The organism is Streptomyces sp. NPDC004284, from assembly GCF_042874035.1.
Taxonomy (GTDB): domain Bacteria; phylum Actinomycetota; class Actinomycetes; order Streptomycetales; family Streptomycetaceae; genus Streptomyces.
In genome coordinates this window covers 52,891-75,969 of sequence record NZ_JBIAMJ010000020.1, presented here as the reverse complement: position 1 = coordinate 75,969, position 23,079 = coordinate 52,891, and the positions used below count along the sequence as shown (strand labels likewise).

Genomic DNA, 23,079 nt, shown 5'->3' with positions numbered 1-23,079 from the left:
TCTTCCGGGAGGCCGGCGCGGCAAATGGTCCGCCATCATACGTGCCGCCGGAGGCGGCACGTCGTGAGGCCGGTGCGGGGGTGCGCGGGGTGGCGCGGGAGTGTTCTGGCCGGTCAGGCGCGGGGGCCGAAGGACGTCTCGGGTGCCGCGGGGGCCTGGGCGGCGGCCTTTAGGGCGCGTGCCCCCGCCAGCAGGGCGGCCGGGGTCAGGGTGTCGAGCCGGCGGCGGGCCTGGGCCAGGAGGTCCTGCGCGGTGGCGAGGAGCGCCTCGTCGCCGAGCGGTTTGGCGGGCAGGGAAGCGGCGGCGTCGGGGTGGAGCGCGCCGAGGAGGTCCGCGGTGTCCACCTCGCGCAGGGTGAAGGAGAGGTGCACCGAAAGCCCTTCGGGGCCGGCCTCGGCGGAGTGCGGGCAGCCGCGCGGGACGTAGAGGACGTCCCCGGGCCCCAGGTCGGGTTCGAGGGCGACCGGCCCCGGCGCGGCGACCAGGCCCGAGGTGCCGTCGCCGTCGGCGGGCAGGCGGTGCACGCGCCAGCGTTTGCGGCCGTGGAGGTGCAGCACGAGGACGTCGGCGTCGTCCTTGTGCACCGGGCGGCCCTGGGTGCCCGGCGGGGTGAGGAAGCAGAAGACCTCCACCCGGCGTCCCGTCTCGCGGGCCAGCGCGGCGGCGGTCCGGGCCGTGGGGCGGTGCCACTGTTCGAGGTGGCGCAGGAGCAGGGTGGCGCCGGCGTCGAGGAAGCCGCGGACGGCGGCGGGGTCGGGGCAGTCGTGCAGGACGTCGTGGCGCAGGTGCCGGGGCGGGCAGTACGCGTCGGGGTGGACGGAGCCGTCCTTCGTGACGATCTCCAGGTAGGGGTGGCGCAGGACGCCGTCGTTCAGGGCGCGTTCGACGCCGGACAGGGTGATCGGCGCGACCGGCGGGGCGGCGGCGGCCGGGGCGGCCGGCGGCCGGTGCGGGAAGTGCGCGGGGCGCTTTTGCCAGGTGTCGCCGAAGAACCGGTCGTCAGGGACGAGCAGCGGCAGGACGTGATCCATCGGGGTTCCTCGTGTCGGTGGTCGGGGGCAGGTGGTCGACGCGCGCCGTGGAGCCGGCCGTGCCGAAGGCCTCGGCCGCGTCCGCGGCACGGGCCGTGTCGGTCCAGTGGCCGAAGAGCTCGGCGTAGCGCGGCGAGACGGCCAGGAGCTCGTCGTGCGAGCCGTCGAGCGGGCGCTCTCCGTCCATGACGACGATCCGGTCCGCGAGCAGCGCCGAGTCCAGACGGTGGGCGATGACGACGAGGACGCCGGGCCGGCGCGCGAAGGCCTCCTCGGCCCGCCGCGCGGCCGCGGCCCCGAGGTGGCAGGTCGCCTCGTCGAGCACCGTCACCGCGGCCCTCGTCAGATGGGCGCGGGCCAGGACGAGCAGTTGCCGCTCTCCGGCGGACAGCGCCGCGGGCTCGACCCGCCCGTCGAGGCCGCCGACGCGGTGCAGGACGGCCGCGGCGCCGACCTCGTCCACCGCCCGCGCGATCTCGTCGTCCGTGGCCCGCTCGTCGAGGTACCGCAGGTTCTCGCGGGCCGTCCCGGTGAACACGTACCCCTCCTGGGGGACGAGCACGACGGCCCGGCGGGCGTCGGCCGCGGAGCGCCGCCGCAGCGGCACGCCCCCGAGGCGGACCTCGCCGGTGTCGGGGACCAGGGTCCCGGCCAGGAGCTGGGCGAGGGTCGACTTGCCCAGGCCGCTCGGGCCGACCACGGCGACGTGCTCGCCGTGACGGAAGGTCATGGACAGGCCGGTGAGGACCGGCCGGGCGTACGGCCCGTACGCGTAACCGACGTTCTCCAGGACCAGATCGCCCCGCTCGCCCGGCCGTTCACCGCCCGCCGGGCGCAGCGGGGGCGCCGGCGGGACAGCGGCGGCGGTCTCCGCCAGCCGCCGCACGTTGACGGCCAGCGGGATCAGCACCGCGTTGACCGACTGCACGAGCGTGCGCAGCATCGGCACCAGGGAGCCGGAGAGATAGGCCGCCGCGCCCAGGACGGCACCGGCCGACAGCCGGCCCTCGCGCAGCAGCCACGGGCTCAGGACGAGCAGCAGCACCAGCGGCAGGTATCCGCCGACCGCCACCACCGCCGCCCGCACCGCGCCCGCCCGGCCGGCGGCACGCACGGCGGCGGCCTGGCGGTCGACGGCCTCGGCCACCACCTGCCCGGCCCGGTCGGCGGCGGAGCACGCCAGGATGTCCCGGAGCCCGCGCAGCACGGTCCCGGCCGCGGCCGACACCTCCTCCCCGGCGAGCACGGAGGACCGGTGCACGCCGGCCAGGGTCCGCGACCGCGCCACCAGCAGGGCCACGGCCGCGCCCGTCGCCACCAGGGCCAGGGCCGCGAACAGCGGCGTGAGCGAGAGGAGCCCGGCCAGCGCACCGGTCACGGCGAACACCTGCGCCCGCAGGTCGAGCAGGGCGGCGCCGGTCAGCCGGCGGACGGTCTCGACCTGGGTGACGACCCGGCCGGTGGCATGGTCCGGCGGGGTGCGGCCCTCGGCGACGGCCCGGGCCAGGGCGGCGCGGACGGCACGCTCGACGAGGTCGTCCCTGAGGGGTTCCACCACGTCGGCGACGCGGCGGGCGAGCCGGGGCACGGCGAAGGCCCGCACCAGATACGCGGCGGCCAGCACCGACAGCCAGGCGAAACCCACCAGGGGCCGGCCGGCCGCGAAACCGCGGTCGACCGCGCGGGCCACGCACAGGCCCGAGACGACGACGGGGGCGCTGTCCAGCAGGGAGTACCCGGCGAGGCGGACGAGCGCGCGGCGCCGGCCGCGGACGACGGAACGGATGTGGTCCTTCATGAGGCCGCCTCCTGCGGCTGCTCCGCGAGCGGGGACGGACCCGAGGGGAGCGCGGACGAGGGGGCCGGCGAGAGCACCGGCGAAGACGACACCGGCGCCGGCGGTGCCGGGGGCGCGAAGACCGCCCGGTAGGCGGGATCGGACCACAGCTCGCGGTGGGGCGCGACGGCCCGCACCCGCCCGTCCTCCAGCCAGGCGACCAGGTCGGCGCGGGCGGCGGTGCCCGGGCGGTGGGCGACGACGACCCGGGTGGCCCGGGCGGCCGCCGCGCGGATCGCGGCGGTCACCTCGGCCTCGGTCGCGGTGTCGAGGCTCGACGTGGCGTCGTCGAGGACCATCACCGAGGGGTTCTGCAGCAGCACGCGGGCGATCCCGAGGCGCTGCGCCTCTCCGCCCGAGCAGACGAGTTCGGCGAGCGGGGTCTCGTACCCCCGGGGCAGCCGTTCGACGAACGCGGCGATGCGGGCCGCGTCGCAGGCCGCGCGGAGCTCCTCCCCGGTGGCCTCCGGCCTCCCCTGGCAGAGGGCCTCGCGCAGGGTCCCGCCGACGAGGACGGGCCGTTCGAAGGCGTAGCCGACCCGCGCGGCGGTGGCCCGCCCGGAAACCAGCGGGGCCCCGTCGAGCGTCACGCTGCCCTCGTCGGGGGCGATCAGACCGCCCACCAGGAACGCCAGGGTGCTCTTGCCGGCACCGGAGCCGCCGACGACGGCGAGCTCACGGCCCGCCGGCACGTGCAGGTCGCAGCCGCGCAGCAGACGGACGCCGTCGCGGACGACACCGACACCCGACAGACGTATGCCGCCGCCGTCCCCGCCGCGTCCCGCCGGGGCGGGCGACGGCTCGGGCAGGGGCAGGGCGCAGACCTCGTCGACACGCTCGACGGACTTCACCATCTGCGCGAAATGCGTCAGACCGGTGAGCTGCTCCACGTTCTGCGCCCCGAGAACGACGTACCCCATCGCCGCGAGCAGCATCCCGGGGGCGAGGTGCCCGTACGCCACCGACCAGCCGCACAGTCCCAGCACGCCGAGTTCGGCGGCGCCGGTGAGCAGGGCCAGCCGGGCGCCGGTGCGGCCGTTGTTCGTCCAGTCCTCCCGGCCCGCGGCGGCGAGGTCGGGCAGCGCGCCGGTGATGCGCCGCACCTCCCGGTCGAGGCTGCCGGCCGCCCGGACCGTCCCGGCTCCGCCGAGGGCCTCGCCCAGATCGCCGGTGATCCTCGCCTGGGCCGTCTGGTAGCGGCCGTACGCGGCGAGCGCGCGCCGGACACCGGACCTCAGGACCAGGGCGGTCGCCCCGACACCCGCGGCGAAGACGGCGGCGGCGGCCGGGCTGATGACGGCCAGCGCGATCAGGGCGCCGAGGGCGCCCACGACGGCGGCGGCGCAGTTGACGGCGGCGAAGCCGATGTCGGCGGCGACGGAGACGCCGCCGGTGAGACGGGCGAGCAGGTCGCCGGGGTGGAAGGCCCGCGTGGCCGGCAGGCCGACGGCGAGGACGTGACGGACCAGACCGTGGCGCAGCCGCGCGCCGGCGGCGGCCACGGCACCGCTCTTGGCGCGGCTGGCGACCGTGGTGCCCAGGAGATTGAGCGCCACCGCCGCGGCGAACCAGAGGGCTTCGGAGCCGACGCGCCCGCCCCGCACGGCGGCGTCGACACCGCGGGCGAGGAGCACCGGCAGGGCCAGCGCGGTCGCCGTGGTGACACAGGCGGCGAGCCCGTACACGGCGTGGGGACGCCAGGTCCGCCGCACCACCGCGAGGGCCGCCAGGAGCGTGCTGAACATGCTGATGCCTCACAGACGGCGGGGTGGGCCCCAAGGGGCCCACCCTTCGAGACGACCCGTATCAGATGGTGAAGTGGGTGATGACGGCGCCCTGGCCGCCCCAGCACCAGGAGCGGACGGCGCGCTCGTCGCGGCGGACACGCTGGAGGGCGGCGAGGATCTGCGAGTTGTTCATGGTGACGTCCTTTCGGTCTGCATGAGTGAGGAGCCCCGAATCCCCCGGAGAATCAGAGGACTTCGGGAGGTCCGGGGAGCCCGGAGGCTCCCCGGACGGCTTCCGGTCCCGCGGCGCGGGATCAGATCGTGTACCAGCTGGTCGGCTGGGCCGGGTGGCAGGCGCGCTGGGCGGCGCGGGCGTCCTTGCGGACACGCTGCAGGGCCGCGAGGATCTGCGAGTTGCTCATGGTCAGACACCTCCTCTCGGGGTCTCGTGGACGGTCGGGGCCGGCACCCAGGGGCCGGGTCCGCCGTGCCGCAGGCGGATGAGGAAGCCGAGCGCTCCCGCCATTCCGCCGGCATGGTCGAACCCGACCTCGAGGCCGGAGTCTGAAGGCAGCAGCCGCCGCCCGGCACGCCGGGCGTGACGCACCTCGATGAGCTCGGCACACGCCTCGGCCTGCTCCCGGTAGCCGGGATCGGCGAAGGCGTCGGCCATGTCGAGAAGGAAGTGCCCGAACCCGGACAGCCCGTGGCAGTGGCCGACGGGGGCGTACGGCGCGGACCGGGCGACCGCGAGGGCCGCGCGCTCGGCGTGGACGCGGTACTCCGGCGCACCGGTGGCCTGCCACAGGCGGAGCAGGAACGTGCCCACGCCCGCCGAGCCGTGGCACCAGTGCGGGCGCCGGTGGGGCGGCTCGTCGGGGCTCTCGCCCCAGAAGGCGGCGGGCGACGGCCCGTCGGCCAGGGCGGCCGCGACGAGAGCCCGCCCGCCGGCCTCGGCGAGGGTCCGCGCCGGCCCGTCCGCGCCGGACTGGGCCGCGGCGAGCAGGAAGGAACAGATGCCCGCCGTGCCGTGGGCGAAGCCGTGGAACGTGCCCCGGTCGCGGGCCTCGGGGAAGACCTCCCGCACCCGCCAGCCCACCTGCCCGCGCCCGCTCTCGTCCTCGAACCGTTCGGCCGCGAGCGCCAGCCCGTCGGCGCAGTCCTTCCAGCGCCGCTCCAGGACCGGGTCACCGGTGCGCCGCCACAGGTGCAGCAGCGCGGTCCCTCCGCCGGCCAGGCCGTGCGTGACGTCCGGGTTGGGCCAGCGGACCGGGAGCCGCCGGGCCAGGTCGAGCGCCCTGCCGGCGGTGGCCGTGTCGCCCACGGCAGCGGCCAGCTCGTAGGCGGTCCACGCGATCCCGGCGTGCCCGAAGTGGAGGCCGGGCACGACCCGGGCGTCGGCGTCGAGCGCGCGGTCGTACCACCGGCACGCCGCGGACAGGGCCTCGTACCAGCGCTCCTCGTCCAGGCCCAGCGACCCGCGCCGCTCCCAGGCCTGGAGCAGGACGCCCGCGCCGCCCGCGGCGCCGTGCTGCAGGCTGCCGGGCAAGGTGCCCTCCGCGTGTGTTGGCACGGGCCACAGCCACCGGGCCCCCGCGTCGAGGGAACCGGCCAGGTGGTCGAGGCTGTCCGACAGCACGCCGGCCTCCCACGCGCCTGCCGCACCGTCCGGCGCGGAGGTCCTGCGGGCCGCCGGGGACACGTCCTCGGGGGCCGTGGCGCGGCAGTCCTCGACGAACCGCGCGGCCCGCTCCAGGGTCCACCGCCGTGCCGGGTCCGACGCCATGAGTCCGACCACGAGCGGGCGCAGCCGCGCGGCGGCCGGGACCTGGCGTCCGGCGAGGTCGAGCCAGGCCGCGATGCGCTCCTGGCCGTCGCGGCCGGACGGGCCGGCGGGGTCCGCCGGCTCGTCCGGCAGCAGGACGGGGGCCTGCCGCAGAACGAGCAGGAAGAGCAGCGCGCCCAGGCAGTACAGATCGGAGGCGGGATCGGCGACCGGCCCCGCGGACGGCTGCCCCGCGGGCGTGTGCCGCCCGGACGGACGCTCCGTGCGGGCGCGTTCGGGCGCGGTGAAGAAGGGGGTGGCCAGGGCGGGCACGGGCGCGCCGCGTCCGGCCGCCGTCTCCAGGTCGATGAGGCGTACGCGTCCCTCCTCGTCGACCAGGACGTTGCCGGGGGCGAAGTCGCCGAGGACCACGCCCTCGGCGTGCACCGCCGCCACCATCGCGACCAGCCGTGCGGCCGTGTCCAGGACGGCGGGCAGGTCGGGAAGGGTGTCGCTGCCCGCCTCCTCCATCGCCTCGTGCAGGGTCCTGCCGGGCAGTTCCTCCTGGACGACGAACAGGTCCTCGTCCACCTCGAACTCCCCGAGGAACCGGGGGACGTAGCCGGTGGGCGCGAGCCGGCCCAGCATGCGGGCCTCGTTGCGCAGCAGGTCCCGGGCGTCGGCACCGTCGGCCTGGGCGTCGATGTGGGGACGGGCCTGCTTCAGGACGACCGGCCGCCCGGTCCGCACGTCGAGGGCGCGGTAGACGCCGCCCCGGCTGGTGTGCCGGATCGCGTCGGTCACCTCGTACCGGCCGTCGAGCAGCAGCACGTCGGTGCCGGCGGGCTCCTCGGCGCGAGGCCCGTCGCAGGGGGCCTCCGCGCCGGACGCCTCCTCGGACGCCTCCTCGGCGAGGGGGTCGACGGCCCACGGCGGCGGGCAGAACCACGCCGAGCGGTCGTCGGGCACCAGCGTGCCGTCCGGCGCGACGAGGACGGAGGCGTACAGGCCGTTGTCGCCCAGGACCCGGCGGCCGGCGAAGGCCCCGTACCGGTACTGGACGAGGCTGCCCGGCCGGTACGGACGGTCCGTCAGGATCACCGGCCCGGTGAGCCCGCGCGTCGCGCGGTCGAGCGCTTCGGCCAGCTCGCGGAACTGCCCGTCGTCGTTCGGGTAGACCGTGATCAGCTTGCCGGCCGACGCACGGTCGGTGCGGCGGCTGACCGACCGCCGGTACCGCTCCTGGCCGGCGACGAACTTGAAGGCGCAGCGGGCCGCCAGGAGCGTGTCGACGACGCGCTCCAGCACCTCGGTGCAGTTCCCGGCGGTCGCCGAGAGGTGGATCTTCCAGCCCTGGGCGCGCAGTTCGGTGCCGACGGGCTTGAGCTGGTGCCAGTAGGCGCCCCGGCGGGCGGTCCACCCCTGCGCCCCGCCCCGCTTCTCCAGCGCGGCGGCGAGCAGGGCGTCCCAGTCCCGTTCGGTGGCGGCGGTCGCCGGCCTGTTCACTGTGCCGTTCCCTTCACTGTGCGGTCCTTGTCGTGTCGTTCGTGCGCGCCCGCGGTGTCGATCACCCAGGCCAGCGTCTCCGCCTCCTGCCGCCAGGCCTCCTGCCGTCCCGAGGGGCCGGTGTGCCCCCCGCCGAGCGCCGTGCGCAGCAGGAAGGGGCCGCCGCGCGCGGTGGCGCGCAGCCGGGCGATCCACTTGGCCGGCCCGTGGAAGGCGACCCGCGGGTCGTGCAGGCCGGCGGTCGCGAGGACCGGCGGATAGACCGTGTCCCTGACGTTGTCGTACGGGGCGTACGCCCGGATGCACGCGTACGCCTGGGGGTCGGCGATCGGATCGCCCCACTCCTCCCGCTCGACGGCGGTCAGGGGGTGGTCCGGGTCGAGCATCGAATGGAGCGGGTCGACGAACGGCACCTCCGCGACGATCCCCGCGAAGAGATCGGGCGCGAGGTTGAGCGCGGCGCCGACCAGCAGCCCTCCGGCGGAGCCGCCGCGGGCGACGATCCGCCCCCGTCGCGTCCATCCCTCGGCGGCCAGGTGCTCCGCGCAGGCGACGAAGTCGCCGAAACTGTTGGCCTTGCGGTCGCGTCGTCCCTGCTCGTACCAGCGGCGGCCCAACTCCCCGCCGCCGCGCACATGGGCGATGGCGAAGACGAAACCGCGGTCGAGGAGCGACAGCCGGGAGACCGAGAACCAGGGGTCGACGCAGGTCTCGTAGCTTCCGTATCCGACGAGGAGCAGGGGCGCGGTCCCGTCGCGGGGGACGTCGGCGCGGGCGACGAGCGAGACCGGCACCCCGGTCCCGTCGGCCGCCGTGGCCCACACGCGGTGCTGCACGTACGCCTCCGGCCGGAAACCGCCGTGCACGAGGCGCCGTTTGAGCGGGGCCAGCGCCCCCGTCTCGAGGTCGCAGGCGTACACGGTGTCGGGGGTGGCGAGCGAGGTGTGGCGCAGCCGGAACGTACGGGACCGGTACTCGGGGTTCGCCTCGGGCAGCAGGGCGTACAGCGGCTCGGGGAAGACGACCTCCCACGCCGGGCCGGTGTCGGGCAGGACCATCAGCCCGCCCAGGCCGTCGCGGCGGAAACGGACCACGACGTGCTCGGCGAAGGCGTCGACGGAGAGCAGCCGGGTGTCGTCACGGTGCTCGACCAGGCGGCGGCGGGTGGTGCCCGCCGTGTCCGCCACGGCGACGGAGTCGAGGACGAAGTTCTCCGCACCGTCGTTGTGCAGCACGAGGAAACGGTCGCCCTGGTGCTCGACACTCACCTCGACGCCGTCGGCGCGGCCGGAGCCGACCGGGCGGGGCACACCGTCCGGCCGGTCGGCCGGAAGGCAGCGGATCTCGCTCGTCGTCTTGCTGTGGGACTCGATCAGCACGTACGCGCCGGACCGGGTGAGCCCGAGCGACAGCCAGAACCGGGGGTCGCTCTCCTCGTGCACGAGCTCGTCGACGACGTCCGGCGCACCGGGGGCGACCTGACGCCGCCGCACCTGATGCGGCCGCCCCGTCTCGTCGAGCGCCACGTAGAAGAGCCGGCCCGCATCGCCCGACCAGGCGATGTCACCGGAGGTCCCGGCGATCTCCCAGTCCGCTGCCGCGCCGCTCGCCACGTCCTTGACCCGCAGGACGTACCGCTCGTCGCCCACGTGGTCGGCGGCGTAGGCCAGCCGGGCCCCGTCGGGGCTGATCTCGAATCCGCCGAGGACGACGTGGCCGGACTCGCCGGCGAGGAGGTTCTCGTCGAGCACGACCTCTTCGCCCGCACGGGCACCGAGGACGTCGGGGGCGGGCTCCGTGCCGTCACCGGACACCGGGATCCGGCAGTGGATCCGGTGGGACGCGGCGGCAGTCGTACGGCTGTAGTACCAGTGGCCGCCCTTGCGGACCGGCACGGACAGGTCCGAGGCGCCGCTCGCGGCCGCGATCTCGGCGACCACGGTGTCACGCAGCGCGCCGAGCCGGCCGGTGGCCCGCTCGTAGCGGCGGTTCTCGGCCGTGAGATGGGCGAGCACCTCAGGCGCGTTCCGGTCGGCGAGCCAGGCGAACTCGTCCGCGACGTGCTCCGTCCGCATGCCTGCCCCTCCTCGATTCCCTCGTCCCTGTGCCCTGTTCGGCAGGAAGAACGCTAGGAGGCGGTGATCTACGGAGGGTCCGCGAACGATCTACGGCCGGGCACGGACCCGAGGATCCCGGCCGGCCCGGCGGCACCTGCCCACGGGGAGGCGCCCGCCCGCGGCGCACCCCTCGACCCCACCGCGGACACTGCCGTCACTCGCCCGTGGAATATGCGCGGCGTTCGCCTGCGGCCATCCCCGCCCGTCCGCCGCCGTGGAGACGACGGGCCGCCGCCGGCCGACGGGCGGTGGCCGTACCGGCATCACGAGACAGGGGAGGCCCGGTCAGGTGGGAACCGGACGGCGCGGAGGGGCATGTGGGCGAGGCCGGGGTGCTGCTGGAGGACGGCACGGTGCCGGGCCCGGTCCACATCGACATGGGCGGCGGCTCGTACGCCCCCGGCTTCACCGACTGGTGGTGCTGCGACGGTGCGCGCCGCCGCCCGCTCGCGGACCGGACGCGCGCCGTCTGCGCCTGCGGCCGGCACGGGAGACGGCCTCCCCGATCGACCGGAAGCGGGTACGCCGCCGTGAGCCGTACCTCTACGACACCTCCGGACCGGAGAGGGACCGGGAGACCCGCCCCCGGCAGGTCGACGCCGCCGCGGTCCGGCTGCCCGAGGACGTCGCCCGCCTCATCTCCCGGATCCGCGAACGCCTCGACGAGGTCGAGGACACCGATCCCCTGACCGCGTCGCGGATCGTGGGCGCGCTGGACGCGGTCGTCGAGACCGACGGCCCCTACGCCACCCACCTGGCCACGAGGAGGCACACCGACGAGGAGATCGCCGTGGCGCTCGGCAGCACCGGGAAGGCACGGGCCGCCCGGCCGCGCCGGTACGACGGCACCCGCTGCCGACCCGGGGCGCGGAGGGCACCGGCCCCCGCTCGGAGGGAGACGGGGGACCGGTGCCGGCCGAGGCGGCCGGCCAGGCGGTGGTGACGGGTGCAGGCGGGAGTTCCCGGCCGTCAGGGACGTCCGTGGACGGCCGTGACGCTCCCGTCTCCCCGGAGGCCCGGGGAAGCGGCCCGCTCACCGATGGCCTGCGCGACGTCGTGCGGGTGCGTGAGCTGGGGGTGGTGTCCCGCGCCGTCGATCACCGTCACCGTGACGTGGGGGAGGGCGTCCAGCAGGGACCGTCCGTCGGCGGTGAGGGGATCGTCGGAGCCGATGACGAGGTGGACGCGCCCCGGGTACTGCCGCAGTGCGGCCCGCAGGTCCGCGCGCCACGGCGAGTGCGCGGTGGCGGCCAGGAGGCGGGCGGTGGTGGCCGCGACGGTGCCGCGGCGAAGGTCCGCGACGGCCGGTCGGAGCGCGGAGGCGTGGTCCGCGGTGCCGGTCAGCCGCTCGGACAGCGAGGCGGGAGTGGCCCGGCGCAGGAGCCGGCGGGTCAGGGGCGTCCACGTCGCGGTGCGGGGCGGGGGAGCCTGGAGGAAGAACGGCGATACGAGCGTGAGCCGTTCCACCGCGTGGGGGTGGGCGGCCGCGGCCTCGAGCGCGGCGGCGGCGCCGAGGGAGTGCCCGACCAGGTGGCGGGCGCCGCTCTCGGTCACCAGCGCGGTCGACCAGGACGCCCAGTCGTCACGGCACCCGGTGCTCATGCCGAGGCCGGGGAGGTCGACGGCGCGGGCGTTCTCGACGGCCGCGACGACCGGTGCCCAGGTGTCGGCGTCGACCGGCAGACCGGGCAGCACCACCGTCGGCGCGGCGGCCTCACCCAGCTCGAACGTCCGTATCCCGCCGATCGTGGTGAACCGCCTGTCACGTGCCGGGGCGTCGCCGAAGCGATGGGCCGCCATGTGGTCGGCCCAGCGGCGGATCGTCGTGAGGGTGTCCGGCGCGGCCAGCCCGTGCCGGGCGGCGAGGTCATGGGCCGAAGCGGTCGGGTAGCGGTCGGCCGACAGGAACGTCAGGGTCTCCGGATCGGCCCGGGTGAGCCGGCGGGGAAGCCGCTTGAGCAAGGGCACCGGAATCCGCGCCCGGGGCGCCCTGACGCCGTAGTGCTCGGCCACGAGGGTGAGCAGGTCGGGCAGCGCGGGCGTGTCGTCGTCCAGCAGCCAGTACGCGGTGTGTTCGGTGGCCGGGTCCGTCGGCAGCAGGGTCATGAACCGGGCGAGGTGGTCGGCCGCGACCACGGGGACGAACGTCTTTCCGTTGCCCGGGAGCGCGGGCAGCGCGCCCCGCCAGAGGTCTTTCACGGTGGAGGCGAGCCCGAGGTACTGGTCGGATTCCCCGGTGGCGCTGTCCCCGATGACGCCGGCCGGGTTCACGATGGACCACGCGACGCCCCGCCGCGCCGCCAGGTTCTGGAAGACGGCGTCCGCCTCGACCCTGGACGCCTCGTAGGCGCCCAGCGCCCGGTAGGTCGCACGTCGGTGTTCCTCGCTCCAGGGGGCGGGGTCCTGCCCGCCCACGCGGTACCCGGAGACCTGGACCAGGCGGCGCAGGTTCGGCAGCCGCGCCGCGAACTCGACGACCGCGCGCACGCTGTCGACGTTGGCGTGACGCGCCTCGTCCACCGACATCCCGAACCGGAAGGCGCCGGCGCAGTTGTAGATCTCGGTGACGTCGCCGCACTCGCCGTCGACCAGCGACGCCGTGGCGAAGTCGACCCGCAGGTCGGCCGGGGCCCGGTCGTGCCCGCGCCCGGCCAGCCACCGGGCCAGCCGCTGGTAGGACTCGCGGCTCCGAGAGGCCGTACTGACCCGGACGCCGGCCCGGCCGAGCGCGAGCACCACATGGCGCCCGATGAACCCGCTCGCGCCCAGCACCAGCGCGTGCCGTTCCTCCGGTCTCATGCCGAGGCCTCCGCACCCTCTGCCAGCAGTACGGCGATCGCCTGGGCGGCGCAGTGCAGCGGCTCGGTGGACCGCCGGGCGCGCGACATGATGACCGCCCCCTCCACCATGCCGACCACGGCGGTCGCCAGAGCACGGGCGACGGCGCGGGGCCGGCCCTGTGCGACGAGCAGTTCGCTCACCGGCGCGACCCACGACTCGAACGCATCGGCACAGGCGTTCCGCAGCCGTTCGCTCTCCCCGCCCATCTCCAGCGTCACCACCGAGACCGGGCATCCCAGCTGGAAGTCGCTGCCGTCGAGCATCCCGGCCAGCTCGCCGACCACCCGCCCCAGCACCTCGCCCGCCGTGACCGGACCCGACGCCGAGCCGGCCACGAGAGAGCCGAACCGCGCGGCCGCGAGCTCGACGGCCTTCTGCCCCAGCTCCTCCTTCCCCTGCGGGTAGTGGAAGTAGAGCGACCCCTTCGGGGCGCCCGCATGCTCCACCACCGCGTTGAGCCCCGTACCGCTGTACCCGTGCCGCTGGATCAGCTCCAGCATCGACTCCGCCAGCCGTGAGCTGGTCTCGGCTCCCTTGGTTCCCGTCATGATTGAAGAATAGACCGGTCTACATATTTTTCAAGGTGCCGGACCGCGACCGCCGCAGGGCCGGCGCCGGAACCGCAGGGGCCGGCCGCCGGGAGGGCGGGACGAACACCCGCTCCCCGGGGCTCACTTCCCGAGGGCGCGGTAGGCCGCCACGGTCCGCTCCAGCGCCTCCTCGGCCGGGGTGGCGACGGCACCCCGGCCGGTCCCGGACGAGACCGGAGTCCACGACGAACGGTTCGGCGAACGCGTACCGCATCCCGACGAGTTCGCACACGGTGCGGTTCACCGCGCCCGGCGCGTACCGGGCGAACGTCGGCATCCGGCGCAGCCGGGCGGTGCCGGGCGGTGCCGGGCGGTGCCGGGGCGGCCGGTGGCACAGTGGGCCGGGTCGACGAGCTCGCGGGTGGTGCGGGTGCGCGGGTGCGCGGGTTGTTGGGGGAGGTGCCAGGTGCGGCCCGGGGCGTCGGGACGGCGGCCCGGAAGGGCGAGCGCCTCCCCGATGCCGGGGAGGAAGGTGCCCGTGTGCGGCTGGTCCGGGCCGCCGAGGACGGTCGCGGTGCGCCCGGCGGGGAGGGCCGGGAGGACGAGGTCGCCCAGGTCGGACCGGGCGCCGCCGCGCGGCCCGAAGGAGTCCCGAAGCAGTCGGGGGCGCGACCGCATCCACCCCCCGCGCCGCCGGCCTGCGCCACCGTCTGCTCGCCCGCCCGGGCGCCGTCCACCCGCTGCTCTCGGCCCGATGGACGGCCCCCACGCCCTCGCGCTCGGCGAAGCCCCCTCCTGGTCCTCGCGGACGCCGGCCCCGCCCCGACCCGACCCGACCCGATCCGACCCGGGCGGCGCGCGCCGCGTACCTGCTCATCGTCCAGGTCCTCGGCGCGATCGCCCTGGAAGCCGCCGAACTCCCCTCACCCGCCCCGCCCCCGCCGATCGCCGAGCGGATCGCGACCCGCCGGGAGCGACTCCGCGCCGTCCCCGCCGACCGCTCCCCCCCGTACGGCCCGGGCGGCGGACACGATCGCCCGGTTCGTCTCTGACGCGCAGTACGCAGGGAGCCTCGACCGGGTCCTGGACGGCATCGCGGGGCGGGCGGAGAGCTGAAACACCCTCCCGGCGTCCTGGCGCACCGGCCCGCCGAGCCCTGCCCCCTGCCGCACACCGCCCCTTGCCGGACTCCCGCCGGCGAAGCTCCGGCGGCAGCCGGCCGCAGCGAGCGGGGCCGGTCCGGCGGCCGGTCCGCCGCCCGCCGTCCCGCCACCGCGCGCGGCCGAGGCGACGGGTGACGCGTCGGCCGACACCGCCTTCGTTCCCGTGCGGTGACGGGCCGCCAGATGGCGCGCGCGAGCAAGGAGACAGGCGCGTGAAGCGGCGGACGGCGGTGGCCGGTGAACGAGCCGCACCGGCCATCGCACCGGCCGCCGCGCCGGTGCCGCCCCCCTCAGCTCGGGTAGGTGATCGAACCCAGCGGCGGGCAGGGCATGAGCGTGGTGCCGGCGCCGGGCCGCTCGACGAAAGCCCGGGCCTCGGCGGCCCGCAGGCGCCGCTCGTCCAGGCCGTCGGCGTGCCAGGCATCACGCCTGGCCTGGGCGTAGTCCCACGAGTCGTCGATGAGACCGAGGCTGGTGTTGCCGGAGCTGCGCAGGAATTCCGCCTTCAAGACGGCCTGCTGGAGCGCGGTCTGGGTCGCGGCGAGATCGATGCGGGTGACCAGGACACCGGGGGTGTTCGGCTCGCGGGTCGGCATGGGGGCCTGGGGGAGCGGCGACACCCCGGTGTCCAGGCGGCCGATGTTGTCCACGCTCGCGTCCTGGGCCTCCTGCGTCATGGTCTGCATCTCCTGGTGCAGCCAGAAGACCTCGTCGAGGTCGGCCTGGGTGATGCGCATCCGCTGGTACAGGGCCCGGAACCGGGGATCGCCGTGCAGCGGACGTACGGGGGCGACATGGAGCGCCACACAGTCGTTGTAGCCGGCCGTCACCGCGGAGTCGAAGTGGAAGACGGCCCGGTCCCGCTGCCCTTGCGCGCAGGCCAGGCCGCCGAGGCCCGCGTGACCCGCGGCGGCGAGCCACGCGCCGTCGGGGCCGAGGGCCGCGGCGCGCGCGACGACGTCGTGGAGGCCCGCGACGCCCGCCGCGTCGGGACCGTTGCTCAGGAGCGCCACCAGCACTTCGTGAAAACGGGTGGCCAGTGAGTGGATGGTGTCGACCATGGATCTCCTCGGACCTCGGTGGTGAAGAGCGACAGGGCGTCGAGTCTTGCGCAACCCCCGTGGACAGGACGGGCGGACGGGGCGAACGGGTTCCGGCCCGGCCCTGGCCGTGACCGCGAGCGGCATCGGCTTCTGGTCCTGCCCGACCGCCGGGCGGATGCCGGCCGGCTCCACCCCTGCCTCCAGACCCGGACCCCGTTCGACGAGGGGGAGAGCCGCGCAGGGGGCTCCCGACGTGACGGCCCGACGCCATGAGGCGTCTTCCCGCGCGACGGCCGGGGGAGGAGGCCCGTCTCGAGCCCGGGGCCGCCGGCGGGAACGGCGGTGGGTGCCGCTTCGGGCCGCAGCCGGTGGGCTCACGGCGCGGGAGCTCTTCGAAGGCGGCCTGCTTGTGTCCGGGAAGGCGGGGCCGGAGCCGGAGCAGGGCGGGGGCGCTGCGGGGGCCGGGCACGACGGCCGCCGTGACTGCACCGTCCGGACCCGACGAGGGGCTCGGCCCGGTTCGCGATCCGCGTGAGCTCGCCGGTTTCCTCTCGGCGCGTAGGGGCGGGGCCGAACGGCACGCCGACCAGGTCGCGGCACGGGAGGCGACCGGCAGCCGGTTTGAGTCGTCCCCGTCTTCCGCTCGCCCGCGGGCCGTCGCGGCGGCGAACGCGCAGCCGGCTGAAGCGGCGCCCGGGCCCGCGGCAGTCGCCGCCCGGGCTGTGCGGACCCCCGCGACGGCACCCCGTGCACGACGGGCCCTGCCCGATCCCACCGGCACCCGCCCGCATCCGGGAAGCGCCCCCTGACTTCTCCGCCCGGGTCCTGGACGAAGAGGTCACCCGAGACCGGCGCGGCGACTTCGCGTCGGACCGTGCGGACCGTCTCCCGGCGGGAGCCCCCTCCCGCGTGAGCCCTTGCTCGTCACTCGCCCGGTTCGCGGCGGGCGAGTCTCCCGGATCCGGGAGACTCGCCCCCTCCTGGAGGACCCGGTGGGGATCGGGGCCCCGGGGGGCGGTGCCCGGGCCGGTCAGTCGAGGAGCGTCATCGTCACGGTGGCGGTGAAGGCCGTCTGGCCGGCCTGCCGGCCCGTGACCCGTACGGTCCGGTGGCCGAGCGGGGTGTCGAGGGCCGGCTCGGCCTCGATCCAGCACGTCTCGTCCAGTTCGACGAACCGGAAGAACTGGACGTCCAGGCCGGTCATGACCGGCCGGGCGGGGCGCAGCACGTGGTGGGCGGCCTGCCGGGCGGCTTCCAGCAGCAGCATGCCGGGGGCGTGGTCGACGGGGTGGTCGAACAGGACGGGGTGGTGGACGTCGACGCGCAGCTGCCAGTGCCGGTCGGAGGTGCCGGGGGCGAGCACGACGTTCCGCGGGCTGCGCTGCCCGACGTGGCCGGGGGCGAGCGGGGCGGGCGGCGCCACGGCCCGGGCCATGACGGCGGCGGCGTCGCTGCGGGCACCGCGTAAACGCCGGTAGATGGCCGGGGCCTGGTTGGTGAAGCGGGTCTCGGCCAGGCCCAGGCGCCGCCCGTCGCGGACGGCCGTGGCCCGCATGGTCATCCCGGTCAGGCGGCCCGCCCGCCTGACGACGTCGGCGCACGTCAGGTGGATTTCGGGCGTGGTGGGCAGCGCGTCCTGGCGCAGCGCCTCGGGGAAGAGGGTGCATCGGAAGCGGTCCCACGTCTGGCGGTTGTCCAGGGGGGCGTCGTACCCGACGTGGCAGAGGAGAGGTATGGACTGACGGAACGTCTCGACGACGAGCATGGGGTCGTACAGGCCGTGGTCCGACACGTAGAAGTCGTGGTCCCGGGGCCACTGGGCGCCCGTGACGAAGGAGTCCTCGCCGGTCTCGCGCCATCCGGAGAGCAGCACCTCGTCCCTGGCGGCCTTGTGCACGAGCCGGCGCGGAATCGCCGGGGGAGTGTGCGCCGAGGGGGCGGCATCGGATATACGGGGCGAGCCGGGACGAAGGGTCTTGGCGTTCATCGCACAGGCCTCTCTGAGGGTCGCATTGGCGCCGCACAGGTGTGTGCAACGCGCCCAGCGCCACATAACCTAGAGAGTGCTCTGTTTCTTTGTCGAGAGGATTCGTCATGTCGCGCCCCCAACAGTCGCGAGCGGTGAGGACCCGGGCGGCCATCGTCCGGTCGGCCGCGGAGGAGTTCGACCTGCACGGGTACGCCGGTACGAGCACGACGAAGATCGTCAAGAGGGCCGGCTCCACCATGGGAGCTCTTTACTTCCACTTTGATTCCAAGGAGGACCTGGCCAGGGCGGTCATGGCCGAACAGGGCGCCGACCTGCCCGATATGCCCGGAAGCCCCGGCCTGCAGCGCCTGATCGACCTGACCTTCGAGATCGCCCGGGCGCTGCAGGACAACGTCCTGCTCCGGGCGGGCGTGCGCCTCGCCATCGAGCAGGGCACCTTCGGGCTGCGGGACGAGTCCGCCTACCAGTTGTGGATCGCCACCTTCGAGCAGGAGCTCGTCGCGGCGCAGGCGCTGGGCGAGCTCCGCGACGGGGTGGACCCCGCCGCGGTCGCCCGGTTCCTCGTGGGGTCCTACAGCGGCATCCAGCTGCTGTCCGACATCAGTTCGGGGCGCGCGGACCTGCCGGAGCGGATCACCGAGCTGTGGCGGTACGTCCTGCCGGCCCTGGCCGTCCCCGAACTCCTGGAGAAGCTGCGGCAGACGGGCCGGGAGGCGGCGGCGGGCACGGGGGCCGGCTGACGCGAGGCCCCTTCGCCCCCGCCGGGTACGGGACCGGGCCCCGCCCGGCCGCGGCCCGTCCGCCGACCGGCGCCGACGGGCGGTCCGTCGTGCTCAGGAGGCCTCGGCGGGGTGGTCGTGATCCGGCCCGATGCCCACCAGGGCGGTCCGCCACTGCTCGGCGAGCTGCTGCTGCGCCGTCCTGGGCCTGCGGGCGGGATGGGGCAGGAGCCCCACCTCGAGGCCGGCCACCAGGCTCCCCACCAGGAGGGCCGCCGTCTCCGGCTGGGTGCCGGGCCGGAGCTGGTCCAGGACGTGCGCCTGGTACAGCCGGGTCCGCACCAGGGGCAGCCAGCTCGACCGCCAGTCCACCTCCAGCGCGGGGTGCTCGCGCGCCAGCCGCGCCGCCGCGCGGACCAGCGCCTGGCCGCCCAGCAGCTCGGCGAGCGTCTGCGCGATGCCGCCCACGGACGCCAGGGGCGTCGCCGCCCTCGCGTCCGCGTCGTCCACGGCGCTGTGCGTGGCCTCGATCCCCGCCGCGCCGACGGCCTGCGCCAGCGACGCCTTGGTGGGGAAGTGGAAGGTGAGCGCGCCCATCGTGACCGCCGCCTCCCGGCAGACGCGGGCGAAGGAGGTGCCGTCGTAGCCGCGGGACGCGAACTCCGCCGCGGCGCTGAGCACCAGCCGATTCCGCGTCCGCGCCGCACGGGCCTGACCGGTCCGCTCCGTCACCCCGTCTCCCTTCCCTCGTGCCCGCGAGGCCCCTCGTGCCCGCCGCGCCGTCGTGTTCCCGCCCGCTCGCGACGGGGCGCTCGGCAGCGCCTCGGGCCGGGTCGGTGACGCCGCCTCCCGAGGGGGCGGGCGGGCGGGGTTCCGAGCATCCTGCGGGAGCGGGCACCCGGAAAGAAGGCCAACTTCCCGAAGAAGCTGCGGTGTTCCCGCCGTCCACGATGGCACACCGCGCCCGGTGCGACGTGCCAAAGTAGCGCGGCTCCGACCCCCCGCCTGGACTACAAAAGAGAGTGCTCTCTATGTTTGTTGTCAGTGACGATCGAGAGACAAGACTCAGGGGGAGTGGCCGTGCTCAACAGCTCCGACATCCGCCGCCACGGGCGCGTCCCGGGCGACAGCGACGGACACCTGGAGGAGTTCGTCGACCGTCTCTTCGGGGACCTGCCCAGAGCGGACCAGCGCAACCGCTCCCGCGAGTACGTGACCGGCCTGCTGGTGACACCGGGCAAGAAGTCCCTGCGCCGCATGGCCGCCGCGGTCTCCACCTCCCCGTACGCCTCCCAGGCGCTCCAGCAGTTCGTCAACGTGAGCCCCTGGGACTGGCACCCGGTGCGGCGCGCGCTGGCCGAGTGGGTCGAGGAACGGCACCCCACCTTCGCCTGGACGCTCGCCCTCGCCGTGGCGCCGAAACGCGGCGCCCACTCGGCGGGCGTGCACCGGCGCTTCGTCCCCGGACCCGACCGCGCCCTCAACTGCCAGCTGGGCGTGGGGCTCTTCCTGAGCTCCGCCGACGCCTGCGTCCCCGTCGACTGGCGGCTGGTGCTGCCGGGACGGTGGGCGAGCGACGCGGGCGCGCGGGAGGCCGTACGCATCCCCAAGGACGAGCACACGCCCGCCGAAGGCGCCTGCGCCCTCGACCTCGTACGCGCCCGGGCCGCCGGCCGGCGAGGCGTCCCCGTCGTCGTCGACCTGACCCAGGTCCCGCACGACGCGACCCTCCTCGCCGATCTCGCCGCGCTCGGCACCGGCTTCGTCGCCCAGGTCCCCGGCACCCTCCTCCAACCCCCGGGCGGACCGGCCGCCGGCCACCTGGTGCGGTGCGCCGCGGCCCTGCCCGGCTTCGGCTCGGGCGTCGTCCCGGGGGCACGCGGACGCGGCCACTCCCGGGTCCGGACCTGCGCCGTACGCCTGGCGTCCGGGACCTCCGCCGCGTCCCGGCGGCCGCTCGGGCTCGTCATGGAACACCCCGCTGACGGCAACGGCACACCCCGCTGGCTCGTCACGGACCTCACCCACCTCGGGCCGGGCGGGGTCCTGAAGCTGGCCGGCACCCTCGACAGGAGCGCGAGCGCGGTGCGGGAGATGGAACACGACTACGGGCTGCTGGACTTCGAGGGCCGCTCCTACCCGGGCTGGCACCACCACATGACGCTCGTGTCCGCCGCGTACGCCTTCCGGCAGCCGACCGGCGGGGGAACGCACCCCGGCGCCGAGCTGCCGGCGAGGACGAAGACGGCGCGGGCCGCCTGAGCCGGTACCGGCACCGACGACCACGCGGGGCCCGGAAGCACGATGCTTCCGGGCCCCGCGTCACGTCCGGCTCCCGCCCTCCCCGCGCCCGCCCGGTCAGCCGGTCTCGGCCAGCCGCACATGGGCACGGGCCTCACGCCGGGCCAGCAGCCTGCCGACCTTCTCGGCCGTGTCGGTACCCGGCTGCGGCGACTGCAGGATCAGACGCATGTCCGAGCGGCTGGCCAGTCGCAGCGTGCTGTGCTCGAAGGTCAGACAGCCGACGACCGGATGGTCGATCACCTTGGTGACCGCCGTGTCCTCCAGGACGTCGTGCCGGTTCCACAGCTCGGCGAACTCCGGGCTGCGCCCGCTCAGTTCGGCCACCAGCTCCGCGTAGCGCGGATCGTCGGCATGGTCGGCGGCATCGGCGCGGAACTGCGCCACCACCGTCGGCGCGAACTGCTCCCAGGCACGGAAACGCGAGCGGTACGGGCCGGCGGTGAAGTACGCCACCAGACAGTTCCGTTCGGCCCGGCTGAAGGAGAAGACCTCCTCGGCGGCGTCGTTGACCGCCACCACGTTCCACCACCGGTCCAGCACATAGGCGGGATTGGGCAGCCAGGTCTCCAGCACCCGGCGCAGCTCCGCGGTGATCTCCGGCCTCCCGGACGGAGCGGAACGCGGCGGGTTCAGGCCCGCCAGGCGGTACAGGTGCGCCCGCTCCGCCTCGCTCATCCGCAGCGCCCGCGCGATCGCGTCCAGGACCTGCTCGGACACCTTGATGTCCCGGCCCTGCTCCAGCCACATGTACCAGGAGGAGCCGACGCCCGCGAGCACGGCGACCTCCTCGCGGCGCAGGCCCGGCGTGCGCCGCCGGCCGCCACCGGGCAGCCCCACGTCCTCAGGAGTGATCCGGGCCCGGCGGCTGCGCAGGAAATCACGGAGCTCGCCACGGCGTCCGTTGCCGTTCTGCCGACTGGTGCTAGTGGTCACAGCACTACCATAAACAGGCTCTCTCCACGCCGGGCCGTTCGCACCGATGCTCGGTACATGGTTTCCACGACTACGCCAACTCAGGCGGCCTCCACCACCCTCACCGCCCGGCAGTGGCTCATCCTGACCGTGCTGTGCGCCGCCCAGTTCATGGTGGCGCTCGACTTCTCGATCGTCAGCGTCGCCCTGCCGACCATCGGTGACGACCTCGGCTTCAGCATGTCCGCACTGCCGTGGGTGGTCACCGCCTTCGCCCTGCCCTCCGGCGGGTTCCTGATGATCTTCGGTCGCGCCGGCGACCTGTACGGACGCCGCCGCTGGTTCATGTCGGGCCTCGTCCTGTTCACCGCGGCCTCGCTCGTCGCCGGACTCGCCGGCGACCCGGTCGTGCTGCTCGCCTCCCGCGCCGCCCAGGGCTTCGCCGCCGCGATGCTCGTGCCGTCCGGCATGTCGCTGCTGACCACCTCGTTCCCCGAGGGCCCGCAGCGCAACCGCGCGCTCGGCGTCAACGGCGCGCTGATCTCCCTCGGCTTCACCTCCGGCGTCATCCTCGGCGGCATCATCACCGAGGCCCTCAGCTGGCGCTGGACGATGTTCATCAACATCCCCTTCGGCCTGCTCGCCATCGTCGCCACCCCGCTGCTGGTCGCCGAGAGCCGCAGCGAGGAGCGCAGCCGCCTGGACATCCCCGGCGCCATCACCGTCACCGCCGGCCTGCTCGCCCTCATCTACGGCATCACCGCGGCCGAGCACGGCGGCTGGACCGCCCCCGGCACCTGGGTCCCGCTGCTGGCCGGCGTCCTGCTGCTGATCCTGTTCGTCCGCATCGAGGCCAAGAGCCCCGCCCCGCTGGCGCCGCTGAAGGTCCTCACCAAGCGCAGCGTCGGCTGGGGCAACCTCGCCGGCTTCATCACCTTCTCGATGATCACCGCCTGCGTCTACCTGATGACCCTGTACATGCAGCAGGTCCTCACCATGAACCCGCTGACCACCGGCCTGGCCTTCGGCTCGCTCGGCGTGGCCGCCATCCTCGGCGGCGTCGTCGCCCCCAACCTGGCCAAGCGCTACGGCGCGCGCGCCGTCCTCGTCGGCGGCCTGGCGATCCAGGCGATCGGCACCGCCGCCCTGGTGTGGCTGACCGCGGACGACAGCTTCACGCTGCTGCTCGTCGGCACCGGCCTGGCCGGCTTCGGCCACATGGCCGCCGTGGTCGCGTACACCATCGTCGGCACCTCGGGCCTCGCCGACACCGAGCAGGGCCTCGCCTCGGGCCTCGCGACCACCTCCCAGCTCGTCGGCCTGACCATCGGCATCCCGGTGCTCGGCTCCATCGCCACCGCCCGCATCGGCTCCCTCGGCGACAGCGTCTCCGCCACCCAGGCGAGCCTGAGCGGTGTCCACTACGGCGTCCTCACGGCCGGCGCGATCATCGCCTTCGGCGCCCTGACCTCCCTGTTCTTCCTGCGCGGCGGACGCACCCCCGTCCAGCCGCTCACCGCGGTCCCCACGGACCGCAGCCGGACCGGGGCGGCCACCGACCAGCAGGTCCCCGTCGACTCCGTCCGCTGACGCC

At 75.4% G+C, this 23,079-nt stretch carries 16 protein-coding genes; 4 read left to right on the top strand and 12 right to left on the bottom strand.

Features of this window, described 5'->3' with window-relative positions:
- Positions 1–113: 113 nt before the first annotated feature.
- The 5 genes from ACFYUS_RS34330 to ACFYUS_RS34310 all read right to left on the bottom strand — a co-directional run bounded on the left by ACFYUS_RS34330 (position 114) and on the right by ACFYUS_RS34310 (position 9,941).
- Positions 114–1,031, bottom strand: coding sequence for a JmjC domain-containing protein (locus ACFYUS_RS34330; protein ID WP_388861307.1), 918 nt, complete (start codon positions 1,029–1,031; stop codon positions 114–116).
- A complete protein-coding gene (locus tag ACFYUS_RS34325; protein WP_388861304.1) occupies positions 1,000–2,829 on the bottom strand; it encodes an ATP-binding cassette domain-containing protein in 1,830 nt (609 codons plus the stop codon). Before ACFYUS_RS34325 ends, ACFYUS_RS34330 begins: the two co-directional genes overlap by 32 nt.
- A complete protein-coding gene (locus ACFYUS_RS34320) occupies positions 2,826–4,613 on the bottom strand; it encodes an ATP-binding cassette domain-containing protein (RefSeq protein ID WP_388861301.1) in 1,788 nt (595 codons plus the stop codon). The genes ACFYUS_RS34325 and ACFYUS_RS34320 overlap by 4 nt, the downstream gene beginning before the upstream one ends.
- A 406-nt stretch (positions 4,614–5,019) precedes the next feature.
- On the bottom strand, positions 5,020–7,866 hold the full coding sequence (gene lanL, locus ACFYUS_RS34315) for a class IV lanthionine synthetase LanL (RefSeq protein ID WP_388861298.1): 2,847 nt from the start codon (positions 7,864–7,866) through the stop codon (positions 5,020–5,022).
- Complete coding sequence (locus tag ACFYUS_RS34310; RefSeq protein WP_388861295.1) at positions 7,863–9,941, bottom strand: S9 family peptidase; 2,079 nt, start codon at positions 9,939–9,941, stop codon at positions 7,863–7,865. The genes lanL and ACFYUS_RS34310 overlap by 4 nt, the downstream gene beginning before the upstream one ends.
- 457 nt (positions 9,942–10,398) lie before the next feature.
- Here ACFYUS_RS34310 and ACFYUS_RS34305 point away from each other — a divergent pair, with 457 nt between their 5' ends.
- Complete coding sequence (locus ACFYUS_RS34305) at positions 10,399–10,926, top strand: hypothetical protein (RefSeq protein WP_388861292.1); 528 nt, start codon at positions 10,399–10,401, stop codon at positions 10,924–10,926.
- A 26-nt stretch (positions 10,927–10,952) separates the two neighbouring features.
- Here the strand turns inward: ACFYUS_RS34305 and ACFYUS_RS34300 are convergent, their stop codons facing one another.
- The 5 genes from ACFYUS_RS34300 to ACFYUS_RS34280 form a co-directional block, all read right to left on the bottom strand.
- Positions 10,953–12,782 carry an alpha/beta fold hydrolase gene (locus ACFYUS_RS34300; protein ID WP_388861289.1) on the bottom strand — a complete coding sequence of 610 codons (1,830 nt, stop codon included), beginning with the start codon at positions 12,780–12,782 and terminating at the stop codon, positions 10,953–10,955.
- Positions 12,779–13,372, bottom strand: coding sequence for a TetR/AcrR family transcriptional regulator (locus tag ACFYUS_RS34295; protein WP_388861286.1), 594 nt, complete (start codon positions 13,370–13,372; stop codon positions 12,779–12,781). Before ACFYUS_RS34295 ends, ACFYUS_RS34300 begins: the two co-directional genes overlap by 4 nt.
- Positions 13,373–13,654: 282 nt before the next feature.
- On the bottom strand, positions 13,655–14,032 hold the full coding sequence (locus ACFYUS_RS34290) for a hypothetical protein (protein WP_388861284.1): 378 nt from the start codon (positions 14,030–14,032) through the stop codon (positions 13,655–13,657).
- A gap of 775 nt (positions 14,033–14,807) precedes the next feature.
- Positions 14,808–15,578, bottom strand: coding sequence for a hypothetical protein (locus tag ACFYUS_RS34285; RefSeq protein WP_388861281.1), 771 nt, complete (start codon positions 15,576–15,578; stop codon positions 14,808–14,810).
- A gap of 1,012 nt (positions 15,579–16,590) precedes the next feature.
- The gene (locus ACFYUS_RS34280; protein ID WP_388861278.1) at positions 16,591–17,547 is read right to left on the bottom strand and encodes a ScbA/BarX family gamma-butyrolactone biosynthesis protein; all 957 of its coding nucleotides are present in this window, start codon (positions 17,545–17,547) and stop codon (positions 16,591–16,593) included.
- Positions 17,548–17,654: 107 nt separating this feature from the next.
- Between ACFYUS_RS34280 and ACFYUS_RS34275 the strand changes: the two genes are divergently transcribed.
- Positions 17,655–18,290 carry a ScbR family autoregulator-binding transcription factor gene (locus ACFYUS_RS34275; protein WP_388861275.1) on the top strand — a complete coding sequence of 212 codons (636 nt, stop codon included), beginning with the start codon at positions 17,655–17,657 and terminating at the stop codon, positions 18,288–18,290.
- Positions 18,291–18,383: 93 nt separating this feature from the next.
- Here ACFYUS_RS34275 and ACFYUS_RS34270 read toward each other — a convergent pair whose 3' ends face one another.
- Positions 18,384–19,001: a TetR family transcriptional regulator gene (locus tag ACFYUS_RS34270; RefSeq protein ID WP_388861272.1), complete on the bottom strand. Its 618-nt coding sequence runs from the start codon at positions 18,999–19,001 to the stop codon at positions 18,384–18,386.
- A gap of 348 nt (positions 19,002–19,349) precedes the next feature.
- On the opposite strand from ACFYUS_RS34270, the gene ACFYUS_RS34265 reads away from it, so the two are divergent.
- Entirely contained in the window at positions 19,350–20,531 is a 1,182-nt protein-coding gene (locus ACFYUS_RS34265; RefSeq protein ID WP_388861269.1) for an IS701 family transposase, read from the top strand.
- 96 nt (positions 20,532–20,627) lie between these two features.
- Here ACFYUS_RS34265 and ACFYUS_RS34260 read toward each other — a convergent pair whose 3' ends face one another.
- Entirely contained in the window at positions 20,628–21,506 is an 879-nt protein-coding gene (locus ACFYUS_RS34260; protein ID WP_388861266.1) for a helix-turn-helix transcriptional regulator, read from the bottom strand.
- A 57-nt stretch (positions 21,507–21,563) separates the two neighbouring features.
- Between ACFYUS_RS34260 and ACFYUS_RS34255 the strand changes: the two genes are divergently transcribed.
- On the top strand, positions 21,564–23,075 hold the full coding sequence (locus ACFYUS_RS34255) for an MFS transporter (protein WP_388861263.1): 1,512 nt from the start codon (positions 21,564–21,566) through the stop codon (positions 23,073–23,075).
- The last annotated feature ends 4 nt before the right edge of the window (positions 23,076–23,079 follow it).